We start from the raw sequence: 18,676 nt of genomic DNA on the forward strand, positions 1-18,676 counted from the left end.
GTCGAGGTGCCCGGTCTTGCTGGTCGAGGTGTCCGGTCTTGCTGGTCGACGGGCCCAGTCTTGCTGGTCGAGGTGCCCGGTGTTACCGGTAGTACGGGCGCCCCATCGCAAGTAGGGGCACCTCGAAACGCAATTCCGGGCACCTCGGCGGGACTAGGGTCGGGGCATGGGCATCCCGGTGGTCCTCGACTGCGACACCGGCACCGACGACGCGGTCGCCATCATGCTCGCCGCGCTGCACCCCGACCTCGACCTGCTCGGCGTCACCACGGTCTGGGGCAACCACGACGTCCGTCACACCACGGACAACACCCTGCGGGTGCTCGGCCTGCTCGGGCGGTACGACGTGCCGGTGCACCCCGGCGCGGACCGGCCGTTCCGCCCCCGGCTGGAGCCGCTGCCGAGCGGGCGCGCGGACCTCGCGCCGGAGCTCGACCTGCCTGCGACGCACCGCCACCCCGCGAAGGAGCCGGCCGCGTCCTGGCTGGTGCGCCTTCTGCACGCCGCGGACCGCCCGGTGACCCTGGTGCTGACCGGCCCCCTGACCAACCTCGCCACCGCGGTCGCCGCGCACCCCGAGGTCGTGGACAGCGTCGACCGGCTGGTGGTCCTCGGCGGCACCCACCGCGAGCCCGGCGTCACGGCGTACGCCGAGCGGAACGTGTGGTGCGACCCCGAGGCCGCCGCGACCGTGCTCGCGGCCGGCTTCCGCCGGGTGACCATGGTCGGGATGGACGCCACGTTCTCGGCCCCGCTGACCCGCGCCGACGCGGACCGGATCGCCGCCTCCGACACCCCGGCCGCGCACGCCGCGGCGTCGTTCGTGCGCGAGCGGATCCGGTGGTACCAGCGCGACGCCGCGATGGCCGCTGCCGGGGCCGCCCCGCTGCACGACCCGCTCGCGGTGGCGTGCCTGGTCGACCCCGACGTGGTCGCTACGGTGCCGGCGTCGGTGGTGGTGGAGACCAGCGACCCCGCGACGTACGGCGCCACCGCCTACGACCTGGCCGCCGCCGCGCCGACCGTGGAGCTGGCCCTGGCCGCCGACCACGGACGGTTCCTCGACCTGCTGTGCGCGACCCTGTGACGCTCGATTTCCGCAGGTCGGCGGCCGGTTGGTAGTCTTTCCCGGTTGCCCGGAACGGGCGACATCCACGCAACGACCGCCGTGAAACGGCCGCGGATCGAGAGTGCCCGGGTGAACAGGCCCCGGCGCGCCGCGCAACGGAAGAATCGGAAGGAGCCCGCATGTCCATCGGTACTGATGCGGAGACCAAGAAGAAGATCATCGCCGAGTACGGCAAGGGTGAGGGCGACACCGGTTCGCCGGAGGTGCAGGTCGCGCTGCTCAGCCACCGGATCTCGCACCTGACCGAGCACCTCAAGCAGCACAAGCACGACCACCACAGCCGTCGTGGCCTGCTGCTGCTGGTCGGCCAGCGCCGCCGGCTGCTCAACTACCTGCAGAAGGTCGACATCGACCGCTACCGCTCGATCGTCGAGCGCCTCGGCCTGCGTCGTTGACGCACGCACCGTGACCGCGGAGCGGCCACCGACTCCGGTGGCCGCTCCCGGTGCATTTGGAGCAGGCGTCCGGTCTGACTTTCCGGCCTCCCGGCGCTAGGCTCGCCAACTGAACGACAACGCACAACACCAACACCAGGAGCGACCCGCAATCGTCTGGCCCGGTCCTCGGTAGTGGCTCTCAGAACCGGTACGCCGGCTCTGCGGGCCTCGATCGAAGACCGGCCCCTCTCCGAGACGGGCGGGAACTTCGAGTCACCGTCCTCGGTCCCGGATCCGGGCTCATGCTGAGGCGGGCGAGCGGATCGCTCCGTGAGCAGAAAGGGAAACCCTTGAACGAGGGACCCGTCATCTCCGCCGTCGAGACCGTGATCGACAACGGCAAGTTCGGCACCCGCACCGTCAAGTTCGAGACCGGGCTGCTGGCCCGGCAGGCCGCCGGTTCGGTGACCGCCTACCTCGACGACGAGACCATGCTGCTGTCGGCCACCACGGCCGGCAAGCACCCGAAGGACCACTTCGACTTCTTCCCGCTCACCATCGACGTGGAGGAGCGGATGTACGCCGCGGGCCGCATCCCCGGCTCGTTCTTCCGTCGTGAGGGCCGCCCGTCCGAGGACGCGATCCTCACCTGCCGCCTGATCGACCGCCCGCTGCGCCCGACCTTCAAGAAGGGCCTGCGCAACGAGGTCCAGGTCGTCATCACCGTCATGGCGCTCGACCCCGACACGCCGTACGACGTGCTTGCGATCAACGCCGCCTCGATGTCCACCCAGCTCTCCGGCCTGCCGTTCTCCGGCCCGGTCGGCGGCGTCCGCGTGGCCCTGATCGACGGCCAGTGGGTGGGCTTCCCGACCCACAGCCAGCTCGAGGACGCGGTCTTCGACATGGTCGTGGCCGGCCGGGTCACCGACACCGGCGACGTCGCGATCATGATGGTCGAGGCGGAGTCCACCGAGTCCACCTGGCACCTCGTCCAGTCCGGCACCCAGGCGCCGACCGAGGAGATCGTGGCTGGCGGCCTCGACGCCTCCAAGGTCTTCATCAAGCAGCTCGTCGAGGCGCAGGTGGAGCTGGCCAAGCAGGCCGCGAAGCCCGTCCAGGAGTTCCCGATCTTCCTCGACTACGAGGACGACGTGTACGCCGCCGTCGAGTCCGCCGTGCGCACCGAGACCGCCGAGGCGCTCGCGATCGCCGGCAAGCAGGAGCGCGAGGAGAGGCTCGACTCCATCAAGGAGGGCCTTCTCGAGAAGCTCGCCGACCAGTTCGAGGGCCGCGAGAAGGAGATCGGCGCCGCCTACCGCTCGCTGAACAAGCAGCTGGTCCGCGAGCGCGTGCTGCGCGACAAGATCCGCATCGACGGACGCGGCCTGGCCGACATCCGCCCGCTGCACGCCGAGGTCGGCGTGATCCCGCGGGTGCACGGCTCGGCGCTGTTCGAGCGCGGCGAGACCCAGATCCTGGGCGTCACCACCCTGAACATGCTGACCATGGAGCAGAAGCTCGACACGCTCTCCCCGGAGACGAGCCGCCGCTACCTGCACAACTACAACTTCCCGCCGTACTCCACCGGTGAGACCGGCCGGGTGGGCTCGCCCAAGCGTCGCGAGATCGGCCACGGCGCGCTGGCCGGCCGGGCGCTGATGCCGGTCCTGCCGACCCGCGAGGAGTTCCCCTACGCGATCCGCCAGGTCTCCGAGGCGATGGGCTCCAACGGCTCCACCTCGATGGGCTCGGTGTGCGCCTCGACCCTGTCGCTGCTCCAGGCCGGTGTCCCGCTGCGAGCGCCCGTCGCCGGTATCGCGATGGGCCTGATCTCCGGTGAGATCGACGGCAGGACCGAGTACGTCGCGCTGACCGACATCCTCGGCGCCGAGGACGCCTTCGGCGACATGGACTTCAAGGTCGCCGGCACCCGCGAGTTCGTCACCGCCCTCCAGCTCGACACCAAGCTGGACGGCATCCCGGCCGAGGTGCTCGCCCAAGCGCTGCAGCAGGCCCGGGACGCCCGCATGACGATCCTGGACGTGATGGCCGAGGCCATCGACACCCCGGAGGAGATGTCGGTCCACGCGCCGCGCATCATCAGCATCCGGGTCCCGGTCGACAAGATCGGCGAGGTCATCGGCCCCAAGGGCAAGGTGATCAACCAGATCCAGGACGACACCGGCGCCACGCTGTCCATCGAGGACGACGGGACCGTCTACATCGGTGCCACGAACGGCGAGGCCGCCGAGGCCGCCCGCGCCGCGGTCAACGCGATCGCCAACCCGACCATGCCGGAGGTCGGCGAGCGCTACCTCGGCACGGTCGTGAAGACGACCAACTTCGGTGCCTTCGTCTCGCTGCTCCCCGGCAAGGACGGCCTGCTGCACATCAGCAAGCTGCGCGCCCTCGCCGGCGGCAAGCGGGTCGACGCCGTCGAGGACGTCGTCTCCGTGGGCCAGAAGGTCCAGGTGCAGATCGCCGAGATCGACGACCGCGGCAAGTTGTCGCTGGTCCCCGTGGTCGAGGACGCCGAGGCCTCCGAGGACTCCTCCGAGAACTGACGTGATCCCTTCCTCGTCATCGGCAACCGGCCAGCAGGTTCCTGCTGGCCGGTTGCCGCATTCCCCCAAGGAGCGGCGCAAGGGGCGACGGCAGGCCGAGCCGCAGCGCACCGGCAGCACCCGCACGCTGCTCACCGAGCGCGACCCGGACGGTCAGGTCGTCTCGCGCGTACGCCGCACGGTCCTGCCCGGCGGCCTGCGCGTGGTCACCGAGCAGATGGCCGGCGTCCGCTCGGCCAGCGTCGGCGTCTGGGTCGGGGTCGGCTCCCGGCACGAGACCCCGGCGCTGCACGGCTGCTCGCACTTCCTCGAGCACCTGCTCTTCAAGGGCACCCGTGAGCGCACCGCGATGGACATCAGCGTGGCGCTCGACGAGGTCGGCGGTGAGTTCAACGCCTTCACCGCCAAGGAGTACACCTGCTTCCACGCGCGAGTCCTCGACGTGGACCTGCCGATGGCGGTCGACGTGCTCGGCGACATGGTGACCAGCTCGCTGATCGCCGACGTCGACGTCGAGGCCGAGCGCGACGTGATCCTCGACGAGATCGCCATGCACGACGACGACCCCGACGACGTGGTCCACAACCTCTTCGCCGAGGCGGCCTTCGGCGACACCCCACTGGGCCGTCCGATCGCCGGCACCACCGAGTCGATCAGCGCGATGACCCGTGACCAGATCGCCCGGTTCTACCGCAGCCACTACCGCCCGCACTCGATGGTCGTGGCGGTGGCCGGCAACGTCGACCACGCGGCCGTCGTACGCCAGGTCCGGAAGGCGTTCGGCCGCAACGGCTTCCTGGCGGGCACCGACGCCCCGCGCCGAGCCGTGGTGACCGACCGGGCCCGCCGCGTGCCCGGCGCCGCGGCACACACGACCCGCCCGCTCGAGCAGGTCAACCTGGTCCTCGGCGTCCGGGGGATGACCCGCACCGATCCGCGTCGGTTCGCGCTCGGCGTGCTCAACGCCGCGCTCGGCGGCGGCACCTCCTCGCGGCTGTTCCAGGAGGTCCGCGAGGTCCGCGGCCTGGCCTACTCGGTGTTCTCGTTCGCCAGCCACTACGCCGACGCCGGGGTGGTCGGCGTGTCGGTGGGCTGCCTGCCGGCCAAGCTGGACGAGGTCCTGGCGGTGGTCCGCGAGGAGCTGCGCAAGATCGCGGTCGACGGGCTCGCCGAGGACGAGCTGGCCCGGGGCAAGGGGCAGGTCCGCGGCGGTCTCGTGCTGGGCCTCGAGGACTCCGGCTCCCGCATGTCACGGATCGGCAAGGCCGAGCTCGTCCAGGACGAGCTGCTCAGCATCGACGAGGTGCTGCGCCGCGTCGACGCGGTTACCGTGGCGGACGTGCGCGAGCTCGCGCACGAGCTGTTCTCCCAGCCGCAGGTGCTGGCGATCGTCGGGCCCGACGAGGACGAGTGACGCTCAGGTCATCGTGATCGCGGCGCCGGCACAGGCGACCGCCCAGAGCACGCTGGTGAAGGTGCCGATGATGAAGCGCTCGGCGGCGCCGTCGGTCTCCGTGCGCAGCTCGGGGTAGCGGCCGAGCCCCTTGAGCGCCAGCGTCACCGCGAGCCCCTCGGGCCAGCCGCTGACCAAGGTCACGAAGACCGCGCAGCGCTCGAGGGCGCCGATCCAGGCGCCGCCCCGGAGCACCTCGCCCGCCTTGCGGACCGATCCGTTGCCGGGGGAGGCGTTGTCGACGAGACCGAAGACGGCTGAGGTCACCACCCCTCCGCCCAGGATCGCGAGCGTCCCGGCGAGGACCAGCCCGACGTTGTCGGAGTCGTCGGCATGGAGCTCGGTCAGCGCCAGCACGGCGGCGAAGCCCAGCAGCAGGCCGATCGCCGCGGCCACGAGGACCTGGCCCCGGGTGGGCAGCCGCCAGCCCAGCAGGGCGAGCGCCACCGCGGTGGCCAGCACCACCGGTGCGACGAGTTCCATCAGTCCTCCTCGAGCAGGGCGGCCAGGAGCTCGGTGGCCAGGGTGCGGGCGCGATCGGCCTCGACCAGCCCCGCTGCCCGGGCGCGCTGGGTCACCGCCGACTGGGTGATGCCCAGCCGGTCGGCCACCTGCTGGTGGGTCAAGCCGGTCGCGACCAGGTCGGCTACCTCCCAGCCCTTGGCGGTGCGTCGGTGCAGCACGCCCGCCCAGAGCCAGAGCACGGTCTCGACCTGCCGGGAACGATAGTCGGGGCCACCCACCGCGAGGTGCGCCGGAGCGTTCTTGGCCCGGGTGACCGCCTCGCGGGCGAGCACGTAGGCCTCGCCCCGGCCGGCCCGGACGTGGTCGGGGAGCGGGGTCTCGACGGCGCCGGCGCCGACGCCGACGTACCACGCGTCCTCGCGGAGCATCCCCTCGACGGTGGCGACCGCGGCGGCGGGGTCGGTGTAGAGCGCCTGCATCTCGTCGCCCGCCGTGCGCTCGAACGCCAGCAGCGCGCCCGCGGCGTACCGCTCGGCTGCCCGCTCGACGAGGTCGGGGGCGGTGCGGCTGCCCCGCTGGTCGACGGTCAGGATCAGCGCGCGCATGGCTGCCTCCCCGGATGGTCCGGAAGGTCCGGGCCTTGTCCCACCGTAGATTAGGTTATTCCCTAATGCAAGAGATCATAAGATGGAAACCTTCTGTCAGCGCTTGCCGACCAGTCCGACGACGGCGGGCTTCTTGCTCTCCACCACCGACACCCGGAAGCCGGCCTTCATCAGGGCGGCGGAGGCGTTCTCGAGGATCAGGGGTACGTCGGTCACCGGCGTCACCTCGTAGAAGAGGTAGAGCGCGCCGCCGGGGGAGATGCGCTCGTGCAGCAGCGCCACCTCGGCCTCGCAGTCGCGGACCCAGAACAGGTTCACGTTGAACGCGAACGCCCGGTCCAGCCGCTTGACCGGCACCCGCAGCGTGGCCAGGTCGATGTGCCGGACGGTCAGCCTGCCGGCCGCGATCGCGTCCGCGCAGCGCCGCTTCGTGCGGTCGACGCCCGACTCGGAGCGGTCGATCGCCAGCAGCCGGCCCTTGTCCAGCCGCTCGCAGACGAGCTCCGCGGCGTACCCGGGCCCGCACCCGATCTCGAGGATCTGGTCGCCGGGTTGCGGGTCGAGGACGTCGACCGCCCACCGGATCCGGGCCGGGATCGTCTGCGGAACCATGGGGAAAGAGTGCCATCCCCGCGCCCGTTCGTCAGTCACCCCCACGCCCCCGACGTCGCGGGCCGGTAGGTTTGAGGCCGTGACGAGCGAGCGGTTGAAGGTCGGCGTGCTGGGTGCGCGGGGCAAGGTCGGCAGCGAGATCTGCCGTGCCGTCGAGGCCGCCGACGACGTGGACCTGGTGGCGCAGATCGATGCCGGTGACGACCTCGCGACCCTGGTGGAGTCCGGGGTCGAGGCGGTCGTCGACTTCACCCACCCCGACGTGGTGATGGACAACCTGGAGTTCTGCGTGCGGCACGGCATCCACGCCGTCGTCGGCACCACCGGCTTCGACGACGAGCGGCTCGAGCGGCTGCGCGGGTGGCTCGCCGACAGCCCCGGCACCGGTGTCCTGGTCGCCCCGAACTTCTCGATCGGCGCGATCCTCATGATGCGGTTCGCCGCGGTCGCGGCGCCGTTCTACGAGTCGGTCGAGGTGGTCGAGCTGCACCACCCCGACAAGGCCGACGCGCCCTCCGGCACCGCCCGCCGTACGGCGCAGCTCATCGCCGCCGCCCGCCGCGAGGCCGGCTCCGCGCCCATGCCCGACGCCACCTCCTCCGCGCTGGACGGAGCCCGCGGTGCCGACGTCGACGGCGTCCGGGTACACGGCCTGCGGATCCGCGGCATGGTCGCCCACCAGGAGGTGGTGCTCGGCGGGCCGGGGGAGACGCTCACCATCCGCCACGACTCGATGGACCGCGCGTCGTTCGCGCCCGGTGTGCTCACCGGGCTGCGCCAGATCACCGCCCGCCCCGGGCTCACCGTCGGCCTCGAGGAGCTGCTCGACCTCGGCTGACATCGGAGATCTGCAGGTTTGCGCATTGCACGAACCTGCAGTCGGCGGTCCCTTCCCATCGATCGTCGGTCCTGACAGGTTCATGCAGGTTCCATCCCGGTTCCACGTGAGTGAGGACACCCCTTCCATGCGTTCATCTCGGGCCATCGCCGCGCTCGTCGTCGCCGCGGCCTCGACCACCGGTCTCACCCTCGGCGCCTCCGCCCGGGCGCAGTCCGCCGACCGGGCCACCGCCCTCGAGGCCCTGGCCGCCCACCCCGTCGCTGCCCGCGCCACGCCGGGTCAGGCCTTCACGAAGACCGCCACCGTCGTCGACCGCGACGGCGGCACCCACGTGCGGATGAACCGCACGTACCACGGTCTCCCGGTCGTCGGCGGCGACCTCGTGGTGCACCAGAGCGCCGGCGGCGCCCTCGACGGCGTCTCCCAGACGCTGGAGGCCCCGCTCGACCTGTCCGTGGTGCCGACGGTCGCCGGCCGGGCTGCCGCGGTGGAGGCGCTGGCCCCGAGCCCGGTCAACCGTGCGATCGACGCGCAGAAGACCTCCGGCTCGGCGGTCCTGGTCGTCGACGCGACTCGCGCCATCCCACGGCTGGCCTGGAAGGTGCTCAGCGGTGGCGTGCAGGAGGACGGCACCCCGTCGCGCCTCGCGACGTACGTCGACGCGCGCACCGGCGAGGTCCTCCGCACCGAGCAGGAGATCCAGAACGTCGACGGCTCCGGCCAGTCGCTGTACGGCGGCACCGTGCCCCTGCAGCTCACGCTCAGCGGGTCGACGTACCAGCTCAAGGACCCGACCCGCGGCAACACCTACACCACGGACCTCGGGAACAAGGAGGACCCGATCACCTGCCAGATCTTCGGCACCGGCTGCCCGACCGGCACCCTGTTCACCAGCCCGGACAACTCCTTCGGCAACGGCTCCACCAGCAGCCGCGAGTCGGCCGGCGTGGACGCCCAGTACGGCACCAACGTCACCTGGGACTACTACAAGAACGTCCACGGCCGGAACGGCATCTTCGGCAACGGCACCGGCTCGTTCAACCGCGTCCACTACGGCAACGGCTACGTGAACGCGTTCTGGGACGGCACCAAGATGACCTATGGCGACGGTGACGGCACCAACTACGGCCCGCTCACCTCCCTCGACGTGGCCGGCCACGAGATGTCGCACGGCGTCACCGAGAACACCGCCGACCTCACCTACTCCGGGGAGTCCGGCGGCCTCAACGAGTCCACCTCCGACATCTTCGGCACGATGGTGGAGTTCTACGCCGCCAACGCCAACGACCCGGGTGACTACCTGATCGGCGAGGAGTTCGACCTCGAGAACCACGAGGGCTTCCGCCGGATGGACAAGCCGAGCAGCGACGGCGCGTCCTACGACTGCTGGTCGGTGCTGGTCGGCCAGGACGACGTGCACTACTCCTCGGGCGTCGGCAACCACTTCTTCTACCTGCTGTCGGAGGGCTCGGGCGCCACGACCCTGAACGGCGTGTCCTACAACAGCCCCACCTGCAACGGCTCGACGGTGACCGGCATCGGCCGCGACGCTGCCGCGAAGATCTGGTACCGCGCGCTGACGGTCTACATGACCTCGAGCACCGACCACGCCGGGGCGCGCACCGCCACCCTCAACGCAGCCCGAGACCTCTACGGCGCCGGAAGCACGCAGTACCACACCGTCGCCGCCGCCTGGAGCGCCGTCTCCGTCGGCTGAGAGGGCGCTGGTCTCACACGTGAACTGGTGATTCGTCAGGCCAGCGCGGTGTGCAACCGCACCTGCTTGACCTGCACGGTGCCGTCACCGTGCAGGTCGAGCTCCCGGTGGGCGCCGTCAGGGGCCCAGCCGGCGCCGGTGAGGAACTCCCGGAGCGCGTCGTCGGTGCTGCTCAGCCAGGCGACCGCCCGGCTGAACCGGTCGGCGGCCAGCGTGTCGGCGCAGGCCTGGACCAGGCGCGAGCCGTGGCCCTTCCGCTGCTCGCCAGGGTCGACCCGGAACTCCCCGACCTCGCCGTCAGAGACCGGGTCGCAGTCGGGGTCGCCCGCCGGGCCGGTGACCGCGAAGCCGACCACCCGGTTGCGCTCCAGTGCCACGAGGACCCGGTTGCGGGCGTCCTGGGGCTTCGCCAGGGCGTCGCGCCAGGCGGCGGCCACGTGCTCCACGTCGAGGCCGGCCAGCGCCTCGGCCGGGAGCACGTCGGCGTACGCCTCGCGCCAGGCGCGCACCTGGACGCCCGCGATCCCGGGGGCGTCGTCGGCCCAGGCGACCCGGACGGACACGTCGGCGGAGGGCTGGCTCATGATCGCCATCCTGTCAGGCGCGGTCGTCGGCCCCGGCGGCGCCCGGCACGGCCGCGGAGACCGCCGCCGCGCTGCTCAGCGCGACCGCCCCGGCGACGCTGAGCACCAGCCCGGCCAGCACCGCGCCCGCCCAGCCGGTCCGCACCTCGTCGCCGAGCAGGGCGATCCCGACCAGCGCCGGGACGAAGGTCTGGGTGACGATCAGCGCGCCGGTGGCCGGGGCGACCGTGGTCCGGGCCAGCGCGATCGAGTAGAGCCAGAACGCCACCAGTCCGAGGGCCGGCACCGTGAGAGCGGACACCACGACCGGTCCGGACAGCTCGGCCCCGACGCCGCGCACGGCCAGCGCGGAGCCGGCGTACCCGCAGCCGGCGACGGCGCCGAGCAGCACCGGACGACGGCGTACGGCGGCGCCCGCGGCGAGGACCGCGGCCAGGACGCCGACCATGGCCAGCGCGAACGGCCAGTGCGTGACCACCTCACCGGGCTCCCCGGCGCCGAGGGCGAGCAGCACGATGCCGCCGGTCACCGCCGCGACGGCCACCCAGCGGGCGACACCGAGCGGCTCGTGCAGCCGGTGCGCCGACAGCACGGCCGTGCACGGCATCGAGAGCGAGATCGCGGCCTGCGCGAGGTAGAGCGGGAGCAGCCAGATCGCGACCGCGTGCAGCACGAACCCGCCGAGGTACGCCGCCACGACGAGCAGGAGCAACGGGTCACGCACCCCTGCGGCCACGAACGAGCCGAGCCGGTTCTCGTGGCCCGGCATGGCCCGCACGGCGCGGGCCTGGTCGACCGCGGCCCAGCCGAAGAGCAGGGCGGCCACCAGGGCGGCGACCAGCCCGACCAGCACCGCGGGGACCGCCGGCTCAGCGGTAGGTGTCGGGGAGCGACTCGCCGATCTTGCGCTGCGGCTTGGGCATGCGCAGGAAGCGCATGTTGATCGCCCGCATCACGCCGTAGAACGTGACCCCCTTGAGGGACTCGTCGGGGAACCGCTCGCGCACCGCGCGGCGCAGCCGGAACCGCAGCCAGAGGACGTCGGCGATGACCAGGAGCATCGTGGTCTGCATCAGGAAGCCCGACATGGTCACGCCCGCGCTGCCGGCGGCGCCGTACCCGAGGACCATGATCAGGATCAGCAGCGGCGCCAGCAGCTCGGAGAACCCGAGCCGGCTGTCGACGAAGTCGCGGATGAACCGCTTGACCGGACCCCGGTCGCGCGCCGGGAGGTGCTTCTCCTCGCCGGTGCGCATCGCCTCCCGCGTCTGGCGGCTCGACTGCATGCGCTGGTCACGCTGCTGCCTGGCGAGCTCCTTGCGGCTGCGCGGGACCTTGGCCCGCTCGCGCGCGGCGGCCTCGGCCTCCTTGCGGGTCGGGGTCGGGCGGCCCTTGCCGCCGGGCTTGGCGACGGCGGCGGACTCGTCGACGACGGGGGACTTGGAACGACGGAACAACACGGGCCTCACGAGCGGGGAGCGACGGGACGGATCAGGGGCCCAGCCTACCGCCCGCCCTTCCTCGCTCCGGCTTGTGTTTGGGCCTAGGGTGAAGGCAGGGAAACACCGGACACCACGTCGCTACGACGGCACGACCCGAGGGGGCCGCACCACATGGGACTCTGGCAGCGCTTTGTGATGATCTTCCGCTCGAAGGCCAACAAGGCCCTCGACCGCGCCGAGGACCCCCGCGAGACCCTCGACTACAGCTACCAGCGCCAGGTGGAGCTGCTCTCGAAGGTACGCCGCGGCGTGGCCGACGTGGCGACCAGCCGCAAGCGCGTGGAGCTGCAGATCAACCAGCTTGAGCAGCAGTCGGCCAAGCTCCAGGGCCAGGCCCAGAAGGCCATCGACATGGACCGCGAGGACCTCGCCCGCGAGGCGCTCACCCGCAAGTCCGGCCTGCAGTCCCAGGTCAACGACCTCAAGGTGCAGCACGCCCAGCTGCAGGGCGAGGAGGAGAAGCTCACCCTCGCCCAGCAGCGGCTGCAGACCAAGGTGGAGGCCTTCCGCACCAAGAAGGAGACCATCAAGGCCACCTACACCGCGGCCGAGGCGCAGACCCGCATCAACGAGGCCCTGTCCGGGATCGGTGACGAGATGGGCGACGTCGGCCAGGCCATCCAGCGGGCGGAGGACAAGACCGCCCAGATGCAGGCCCGGGCCGGCGCCATCGACGAGCTGATCGCCTCCGGCGCGCTCGACGACGTCACCTCGCCCGGTGGTGGCGACGACATCGCCCGCGAGCTCGACGCGATGAGCTCCCAGTCCGACGTCGAGGCAGAGCTGGCCCGGCTCAAGGGCGCCTCGCAGCCCGAGGCGATCGAGGCAGCGGCCGACGGCGGCGACATCCTGCGCGCCGAGCCCGAGTCCGTGGAGGCCCAGACCGGCGACGCCGAGGCCCAGAACCCCGACGGCAAGAGCTGACCATGACCGCCTGCCGGCGCCTGGCTCGGGACTGAGCCATGGCGCACTCCCGCTTCCTCAAGGACCGTGGCCTCACCGCCCGCATGACCCTGGTCATGTTCCTGCTCGGCGCCCTGTTCGTCGCGCTGGTCGTGACCCTCATGTACACGTTCCAGAACATTGCGTTCTTCATCGGGATCGCCGGCATCGGCATCGCCTTCTACCAGTGGTGGTCCTCGGACAAGGTCGCCATGCGCGCGATGCGGGCTCGCGAGGTGACCCCGGAGGAGGCCCCCGAGCTGCACGGCATGATCGACCGGCTCTGCGCGCTGGCCGACATGCCCAAGCCGCGGGTCGGGATCGCCGACAGCGACATCCCCAACGCGTTCGCGACCGGCCGGTCCCCGAACCGTTCGGTGGTCTGCGTGACCACCGGCATCCTCCAGCGGCTCGACGCCGAGGAGCTGGAGGGCGTGCTGGCGCACGAGCTGTCGCACGTGGCGCACCGCGACGTGCTGGTGATGACCGTCGCTTCGTCGGCGGGAATCATCGCGGCGATGCTCACCCGGAGCGCCCAGTTCGGCGGCCTCGGGCTCGGCCGGCGGAACAACAACAACGGCTTCCCGGCGTACCTCGTGGCGCTGGCGATCAGCCTGGTGGTCTATGCCATCAGCTTCTTCCTGACCCGGTTGCTCTCGCGCTACCGCGAGCTGTGCGCCGACCGGTCCGGCGCGTTCCTGACCCAGAAGCCAGGTGCCCTCGCCTCGGCGCTGCAGAAGATCAGCGGGCAGATGGCGGCGATACCCACCCGCGACCTGCGTGCGGCCAGCGCCATGAACGCGTTCTTCATCGCCCCGGCCGTCAAGGGCGTCGACTTCAAGACGCTGACCTCGACCCACCCGTCGCTCGAGCAGCGGCTGGAGCAGCTGGCGCGGATCGCCGCCGAGCTCGGCCGCCCGATGGACTGAGCCGTGGGCTTCTGGGACGCCCTGCGTGGTCGTGCGCCCGCGAAGGCGGCGAACCTCGACTCGCTGTTCATGATCCCGAGCGCCGCGATCACGCTGGAGACCGCGGCCGGGCTGAAGCCGACCGGTGTCGGTGCGGTGTGCTTCCGGGCCGCCGAGGGGGCGGCGTTCTCCGACACGCAGGCCGAGATCGTGGCCCTGCTCGACGCCGACGACGACGGGCCGGACGTCGAGTCGACCGTCGACGACTTCGGGTTCACCTGGCTGGTCGCCCGGCAGGACGACATGTCCGTGCTCTGCACCGACCTGCACACGGTCAACACGTCGCTGGAGGAGCAGGGCTTCGGGTCCGGCCTGCTGTGCTCGATCGTGACGTTCCAGGACAGCGCGGGACGAAAGGTGGGCCTGGTCTACCTCTACAAGCAGGGCACGTTCTATCCTTTCGCTCCGTCCGGCACCCGCCGCGACAACCTTCTCGAGCTCCAGGTCCGCGACCACCTCTCGGGTGAGCTGCCGATGGAGCCCGACCTCAACCGATGGCTGGCCGTATGGGGGGCTCCGGGACTGTGAACGCCGTCGACTCGAGAAGCCGGGTCGCCACGCTGGAGCGCTACCAGGTCCTGGACCAGCCGCCGCGTCGCGAGCTGGTCGCCCTGGTCGAGCTGGCCGCCCGGGTGTCCGGCGTGCCCATGGCCACCATCAACCTGATCACCGACGTCGAGCAGCACCAGGTGGCGACGGTGGGGTTCGACGGCGCGGTCTGCTCGTACGACGACGCGATGTGCACAGTCGTCGTCGAGGGCGGCGAGGCGGTGGCCACCGACGACGCCCGCTCCGACGACCGGTTCCGGGCGAACCCCTTCGTGACCGGCCCGCTCGGCAACGTCCGGTTCTACGCCTCCCACCCGCTGACCACGCCCGACGGTGTCACGGTCGGCACCCTGTGCGTCTTCGACGACGAACCGCGGCACCTCGGGGCCGAGGACGCCGGCATGCTCTCGACCCTGGCCGGGCGGGTCATGGACGTCCTCGAGCTCGAGCTGCGCACCCGGCAGCTCGAGACCGCGCTGGACCAGCTCCAGGAGGCGAACCACCAGCTGGAGACCTCCAACGATCGGCTGGCGGCCTTCGCCGGACAGGTCAGCCACGACCTGAAGAACCCCCTGACCGCGCTGGGCATGTCCCTGGGGCTGCTGGAGGAGGAGCTCGAGGACAGCGGCGCGCTCGACGACGCCCTGGCCCTGCTCCTCAAGCGGGCCGCGAGCGGCGCGACCCGGATGGAGACGATGATCGGGGACCTGCTCGAGTTCGCGCGGATCGGCGGGAGCCCGAACCTCCAGCCCGTCGACCTGGCGATCGTGGTCGCCGACGCGATGGCCGACCTCGACGGCGAGGTGGTCCCGGCCATGGTCACGGTGAAGAAGGACCTGCCGGTCGTGCTCGGGGACCAGACCCAGCTCCGGCTGGTCCTGCAGAACCTCCTCGGCAACGCAGTGAAGTTCGTGGTCCCGGGTGTGGGCCCCGAGATCATCGTCGCCGCCTCCGAGACCGCGGACGGGTGGCGGGTCGAGGTGGCGGACCGGGGTCGGGGCGTCGCCGAGGTGGACCGGGAGCGGGTCTTCGAGCCGCTGGCCCGGCTGGACAAGCGGGTGCCGGGCAACGGGATCGGGCTCGCGACCTGCCGGCGCATCGTCAGCGCCCATGGCGGCACCATCGGGCTCGACCCTCGCCCGGGTGGCGGCACCGTCGCCTGGTTCGAGCTGCCCGGCCGGGTCTGACCGGGACCGGGGCCCGCCCCGACCGGTTGCCGTACGCCGACCGGTCGCCGTACGCCTCGGCCGGGGAGACGGGTCAGTCGCGGTGCGACCTGCCCGGCAGCTCCAGCATCCGCTGCAGCGCCACCTGGGCGTGGTGCTCGGTGTCGGGGTCGACCCGGATCACGTTGACCTCGTGCCCGGCCACCAGCGACTCCAGCGCCCACACGAGGTGCGGCAGGTCGATCCGGTTCATGGTCGAGCAGTAGCAGACCGTCCTGTCGAGGAACGTGATCCGCTTGTCGGGGTGCTGCGCGGCCAGCCGCTTGACCAGGTTGAGCTCGGTGCCGATCGCCCAGCTGGTGCCGGCCGGGGCGGCCTCGACGGTCTTGATGATGAACTCCGTCGACCCGACCAGGTCGGCCTTCAGCACCACGTCGTGGGTGCACTCGGGGTGGACCAGGATCGTGACCCCGGGGATCGTGGCCCGCAGCTCGTCGACCACGTCGGCACGGAACCGGCCGTGCACGGAGCAGTGGCCCTTCCAGAGGATCATCCGCGCGTCGCGGAGCTCGTCGGTGGTGAGCCCGCCGTTCGGCTGCCGCGGGTCCCAGACCACGCAGTCTGCCAGGGACATCCCCATCTTGAGCACCGCCGTGTTGCGGCCGAGGTGCTGGTCGGGGAGGAACAGGACCTTGGCGTCCGGCTTCTGGTCGAACGCCCACTCCAGCGCCACCTCGGCGTTGCTGGACGTGCACACGGCGCCGCCGTTGCGGCCGCAGAACGCCTTGATGTCGGCGCTGGAGTTCATGTAGGTCACCGGCACCACCACGTCCGCGATGCCGGCGTCGGCGAGCGCGTCCCACGCGTCCTCGACCTGAGCCAGCCGGGCCATGTCGGCCATCGAGCAGCCGGCGGCGAGGTCCGGCAGGACCACCTTCTGGTGCGGCGAGGTGAGGATGTCGGCCGACTCGGCCATGAAGTGCACGCCGCAGAAGACGATGTACTCCGCCTCCGGTCGCGCGGCCGCGTCGCGGGCGAGCTTGAAGGAGTCACCGGTCACGTCGGCGAACTGGATCACCTCGTCGCGCTGGTAGTGGTGGCCGAGCACGAACAGCTTCTCGCCGAGCGCCGCCTTCGCCGCCGCCGCCCGGGCCACCAGGGTCGGGTCGGAGGCGGGAGGCAGGTCGCCAGGGCACTCGACGCCACGCTCGGCGGTCAGGTCGCGGCCCCGTCCGAGGGGAAGGAGGGGCAGGTCGACGGTTGTCATGCGCTCAATCCTAGGGACGGCCCTCAGAGCAGCGACCCGTGGTGCAGGTACGGCGCCGGCGGCTTCATCCCGCGCAGCGCGAGGTAGCCCGCGGTGTGCAGGTCCAGCCGGGCCGCCACCCCGACGTCCACGGCCCAGGGGTTCGCCGCAGTGACATGGGCGATGTCGACGTTCACCAGCGGGTCGCTGGCCGCGAGCGCCTCCCACAGCAGCGCCGCCGCCGTACGACGGTTGGTGGCGGCCAGCAGCTGAGGCGAGCCGAACGCGTCGTGGTAGACGTAGCCCGACCCGGTGTGCGCGTCGGCGACCACCAGGGCGTACTGCCGCAGCAGCACCTCGTGGTCGGACAGGTGCGCGGCGCCGCGGGTCTGCCGGTCCACGGAGTTCATCAGGTCGATGTCGCCGGCCGAGCCCTCCCGGGTCTTCTCCACCACCGGCAGCAGGGCGCGGTCGACGGTGCCGGTGAGGTACATCTGCGGGTGCATCCGGAACCCCGCGAGGAGGTAGCGGCGGACGGCGCGCGGGTCCTGCGATGCGGACAGCATCATCCGCAGGCAGCCGCGGCCGTGCTGCATCGCGGCGTCGAGCAGCTGCCGCCCGATGCCCCGGCCCTGCGCGTCCGGCAGCACGCCGTAGCTGGCCAGGATCCACATCAGCTCGCGCTCCAGCGAGGTCGCGTAGCCGACCATCCTGTCGTCGACCTCGGCCACCCAGCACCCGCCGGGATCCGTGCGCAGCAGGCTCAGCGTGCGCTCGACCCACTTCTCGGCACGGCCGGGAGGTCGCTCGACCGGGTCCGGCCAGGACCGGGGGAGGGTGCGCTGGTCGAGCTCGAGGAAGGAGGCGGCGCTGAGCCGCTCGGCGAACGGGACGTCCTCGGGGCGCATCGGCCGCACGACCACCTCGCTCACGGCCGCCATCCTGCCACGCGGTCCAGTCCGGCCAGTCCGTCCGGCCGTTCCGTTCGGCCGTCCCGTCCGGTCAGGCGGGCCGCTCCCGGCGGCGCCAGCCGGTGGGCGCGACCCCGTGGTGCCGCTTGAACGCGGTGCTGAACGTGAACGGGCTGTCGTAGCCGACCTCGCGAGCGATCCGGGCCACGGTCCAGTCCTCGCCGTCGAGCAGGTCGGCGGCGCGCGACATCCGCCAGGCCGCCAGATGGCCCATCGGGGGCTCCCCGGTCTCCGCGGTGAACCGCCGGGCCAGGGCGGCACGCGAGACCCCCGTCGCCCGTGCCAGCGCCCCGACCGTCCACGGGTCGGCCGGGCGGTCCTGCAGCAGCCGAAGCGCCTCGGCGACCACCGGGTCGCGGGTGCCGCGCAGCCACGCCGGAGCGCCGTCCTCGTCGTCTGCCCAGTGCTGCACGACCGCGACCACGAGCGCGTCGAGCAGCCGATCGAGCAGGCTGGCCTGACCGATCCCGGTGCCGTGCACCTCGTCGGCCAGCACCCGGACCAGCGGCGAGTGCCACGCGGCGGCGCGGGTCACGACGTACGGCGGCAGCGCGGCGAGCAACCGGCCGCCCACCGCCCCGGCCGTCTCGTAGGTCCCGATCAGCAAAGTGTCGGGCCCGTCGCCGTCGTTGCCCCAGCTCCGCACGCCCTGCCACATGGGCAGGTCGAGGCTGCGGCCGTCGGGGGTCTCGCAGCGCTGGCCCGGGTGGATGACGGCGTCGGGGGCACGGTCGGGCGCGTCGGCGACGAGGTACGGCGCGGGGCCCCGCACCAGCAGCAGGTCGCCGGCCTCGAGCTGCACCGGCTCGCCGCCCTCCGGCACGAACCAGGCGGTGCCGGCGGTGACCGCGACGAGCGTCAGCGGCGCCCGGTCCCGCACCTCGACCGCCCACGGCGGCGCCATGGTCACCCGCAGCAGGAACGCGTCGCGGGCACGTGGAGCGTCCAGCAGGTCGGTGAGCGGGTCCATGTGTCGAGCGTA

The 18,676-nt window shown here is 72.0% G+C and carries 19 protein-coding genes; 10 read left to right on the plus strand and 9 right to left on the minus strand.

Features of this window, described 5'->3' with window-relative positions; all coding sequences use genetic code 11:
• Positions 1 to 166: 166 nt before the first annotated feature.
• The 4 genes from EKO23_RS11465 (at position 167) to EKO23_RS11480 (ending at position 5,487) form a co-directional block, all read left to right on the plus strand.
• Positions 167 to 1,087: a nucleoside hydrolase gene (locus EKO23_RS11465; RefSeq protein WP_134717351.1), complete on the plus strand. Its 921-nt coding sequence runs from the start codon at positions 167 to 169 to the stop codon at positions 1,085 to 1,087.
• 161 nt (positions 1,088 to 1,248) lie between these two features.
• The gene (gene rpsO, locus EKO23_RS11470; protein ID WP_134717353.1) at positions 1,249 to 1,524 is read left to right on the plus strand and encodes a 30S ribosomal protein S15; all 276 of its coding nucleotides are present in this window, start codon (positions 1,249 to 1,251) and stop codon (positions 1,522 to 1,524) included.
• 332 nt (positions 1,525 to 1,856) lie between these two features.
• Positions 1,857 to 4,073 (plus strand): polyribonucleotide nucleotidyltransferase, encoded by a 2,217-nt coding sequence (locus EKO23_RS11475; RefSeq protein ID WP_246051036.1) that lies wholly within the window; start codon positions 1,857 to 1,859, stop codon positions 4,071 to 4,073.
• Between the two features lie 52 nt (positions 4,074 to 4,125).
• Positions 4,126 to 5,487 (plus strand): M16 family metallopeptidase, encoded by a 1,362-nt coding sequence (locus EKO23_RS11480; protein ID WP_134717357.1) that lies wholly within the window; start codon positions 4,126 to 4,128, stop codon positions 5,485 to 5,487.
• A gap of 3 nt (positions 5,488 to 5,490) precedes the next feature.
• Here the strand turns inward: EKO23_RS11480 and EKO23_RS11485 are convergent, their stop codons facing one another.
• From EKO23_RS11485 to EKO23_RS11495, 3 genes are all read right to left on the minus strand, one after another.
• Complete coding sequence (locus tag EKO23_RS11485) at positions 5,491 to 6,009, minus strand: hypothetical protein (RefSeq protein WP_134717359.1); 519 nt, start codon at positions 6,007 to 6,009, stop codon at positions 5,491 to 5,493.
• Positions 6,009 to 6,596, minus strand: a complete 588-nt coding sequence (locus EKO23_RS11490) for a transposase (RefSeq protein ID WP_134717361.1) — start codon at positions 6,594 to 6,596, stop codon at positions 6,009 to 6,011. The genes EKO23_RS11485 and EKO23_RS11490 overlap by 1 nt, the downstream gene beginning before the upstream one ends.
• A gap of 96 nt (positions 6,597 to 6,692) precedes the next feature.
• Entirely contained in the window at positions 6,693 to 7,208 is a 516-nt protein-coding gene (locus tag EKO23_RS11495) for a class I SAM-dependent methyltransferase (protein WP_134717362.1), read from the minus strand.
• Positions 7,209 to 7,302: 94 nt separating this feature from the next.
• On the opposite strand from EKO23_RS11495, the gene dapB reads away from it, so the two are divergent.
• Positions 7,303 to 8,046: a 4-hydroxy-tetrahydrodipicolinate reductase gene (gene dapB, locus EKO23_RS11500; protein WP_246051049.1), complete on the plus strand. Its 744-nt coding sequence runs from the start codon at positions 7,303 to 7,305 to the stop codon at positions 8,044 to 8,046.
• 127 nt (positions 8,047 to 8,173) lie between these two features.
• A complete protein-coding gene (locus EKO23_RS11505; RefSeq protein WP_134717366.1) occupies positions 8,174 to 9,766 on the plus strand; it encodes a M4 family metallopeptidase in 1,593 nt (530 codons plus the stop codon).
• Positions 9,767 to 9,801: 35 nt separating this feature from the next.
• Here the strand turns inward: EKO23_RS11505 and EKO23_RS11510 are convergent, their stop codons facing one another.
• From EKO23_RS11510 to EKO23_RS11520, 3 genes are read right to left on the minus strand one after another with little or no spacing between them, the layout of a single operon-like run.
• Positions 9,802 to 10,350, minus strand: coding sequence for a GNAT family N-acetyltransferase (locus tag EKO23_RS11510; protein WP_134717368.1), 549 nt, complete (start codon positions 10,348 to 10,350; stop codon positions 9,802 to 9,804).
• Positions 10,351 to 10,363: 13 nt separating this feature from the next.
• Entirely contained in the window at positions 10,364 to 11,203 is an 840-nt protein-coding gene (locus EKO23_RS11515; protein WP_134717370.1) for a hypothetical protein, read from the minus strand.
• Positions 11,204 to 11,219: 16 nt separating this feature from the next.
• Positions 11,220 to 11,810 (minus strand): DUF3043 domain-containing protein, encoded by a 591-nt coding sequence (locus EKO23_RS11520; protein WP_246051037.1) that lies wholly within the window; start codon positions 11,808 to 11,810, stop codon positions 11,220 to 11,222.
• Positions 11,811 to 11,963: 153 nt separating this feature from the next.
• Between EKO23_RS11520 and EKO23_RS11525 the strand changes: the two genes are divergently transcribed.
• The 4 genes from EKO23_RS11525 to EKO23_RS11540 are packed head-to-tail and all read left to right on the plus strand — an operon-like array spanning position 11,964 to position 15,498.
• Entirely contained in the window at positions 11,964 to 12,776 is an 813-nt protein-coding gene (locus tag EKO23_RS11525; RefSeq protein WP_134717372.1) for a PspA/IM30 family protein, read from the plus strand.
• Between the two features lie 38 nt (positions 12,777 to 12,814).
• Positions 12,815 to 13,723, plus strand: coding sequence for a zinc metalloprotease HtpX (htpX, locus tag EKO23_RS11530; protein WP_134717374.1), 909 nt, complete (start codon positions 12,815 to 12,817; stop codon positions 13,721 to 13,723).
• Positions 13,724 to 13,726: 3 nt separating this feature from the next.
• Entirely contained in the window at positions 13,727 to 14,290 is a 564-nt protein-coding gene (gene pspAB / locus EKO23_RS11535; RefSeq protein WP_134717376.1) for a PspA-associated protein PspAB, read from the plus strand.
• Positions 14,287 to 15,498 (plus strand): sensor histidine kinase, encoded by a 1,212-nt coding sequence (locus tag EKO23_RS11540; RefSeq protein WP_217702584.1) that lies wholly within the window; start codon positions 14,287 to 14,289, stop codon positions 15,496 to 15,498. Before pspAB ends, EKO23_RS11540 begins: the two co-directional genes overlap by 4 nt.
• Before the next feature lie 73 nt (positions 15,499 to 15,571).
• Here EKO23_RS11540 and nadA read toward each other — a convergent pair whose 3' ends face one another.
• The 3 genes from nadA to EKO23_RS11555 all read right to left on the minus strand — a co-directional run bounded on the left by nadA (position 15,572) and on the right by EKO23_RS11555 (position 18,664).
• Positions 15,572 to 16,744, minus strand: coding sequence for a quinolinate synthase NadA (gene nadA / locus EKO23_RS11545; RefSeq protein ID WP_134717380.1), 1,173 nt, complete (start codon positions 16,742 to 16,744; stop codon positions 15,572 to 15,574).
• Between the two features lie 23 nt (positions 16,745 to 16,767).
• Positions 16,768 to 17,655 (minus strand): GNAT family N-acetyltransferase, encoded by an 888-nt coding sequence (locus EKO23_RS11550; RefSeq protein WP_217702585.1) that lies wholly within the window; start codon positions 17,653 to 17,655, stop codon positions 16,768 to 16,770.
• Positions 17,656 to 17,725: 70 nt separating this feature from the next.
• Positions 17,726 to 18,664: an AraC family transcriptional regulator gene (locus tag EKO23_RS11555; RefSeq protein ID WP_134717382.1), complete on the minus strand. Its 939-nt coding sequence runs from the start codon at positions 18,662 to 18,664 to the stop codon at positions 17,726 to 17,728.
• Positions 18,665 to 18,676 lie beyond the last annotated feature (12 nt).

The sequence above is a fragment of the Nocardioides guangzhouensis genome, assembly GCF_004519545.1.
Lineage (GTDB): Bacteria > Actinomycetota > Actinomycetes > Propionibacteriales > Nocardioidaceae > Nocardioides > Nocardioides guangzhouensis.

What these genes read in the sequence shown, in the direction of transcription:
- EKO23_RS11490 (WP_134717361.1), bottom strand. Translation starts at nt 6,596, where the DNA reads ATGCGCGCGCTGATCCTGACCGTCGACCAGCGGGGCAGCCGCACCGCC.
- htpX (WP_134717374.1), top strand. Translation starts at nt 12,815, where the DNA reads ATGGCGCACTCCCGCTTCCTCAAGGACCGTGGCCTCACCGCCCGCATG.
- EKO23_RS11555 (WP_134717382.1), bottom strand. Translation starts at nt 18,664, where the DNA reads ATGGACCCGCTCACCGACCTGCTGGACGCTCCACGTGCCCGCGACGCG.
- nadA (WP_134717380.1), bottom strand. Translation starts at nt 16,744, where the DNA reads ATGACAACCGTCGACCTGCCCCTCCTTCCCCTCGGACGGGGCCGCGAC.
- rpsO (WP_134717353.1), top strand. Translation starts at nt 1,249, where the DNA reads ATGTCCATCGGTACTGATGCGGAGACCAAGAAGAAGATCATCGCCGAG.
- EKO23_RS11525 (WP_134717372.1), top strand. Translation starts at nt 11,964, where the DNA reads ATGGGACTCTGGCAGCGCTTTGTGATGATCTTCCGCTCGAAGGCCAAC.
- EKO23_RS11465 (WP_134717351.1), top strand. Translation starts at nt 167, where the DNA reads ATGGGCATCCCGGTGGTCCTCGACTGCGACACCGGCACCGACGACGCG.
- EKO23_RS11510 (WP_134717368.1), bottom strand. Translation starts at nt 10,350, where the DNA reads ATGAGCCAGCCCTCCGCCGACGTGTCCGTCCGGGTCGCCTGGGCCGAC.
- EKO23_RS11505 (WP_134717366.1), top strand. Translation starts at nt 8,174, where the DNA reads ATGCGTTCATCTCGGGCCATCGCCGCGCTCGTCGTCGCCGCGGCCTCG.
- EKO23_RS11495 (WP_134717362.1), bottom strand. Translation starts at nt 7,208, where the DNA reads ATGGTTCCGCAGACGATCCCGGCCCGGATCCGGTGGGCGGTCGACGTC.
- EKO23_RS11485 (WP_134717359.1), bottom strand. Translation starts at nt 6,009, where the DNA reads ATGGAACTCGTCGCACCGGTGGTGCTGGCCACCGCGGTGGCGCTCGCC.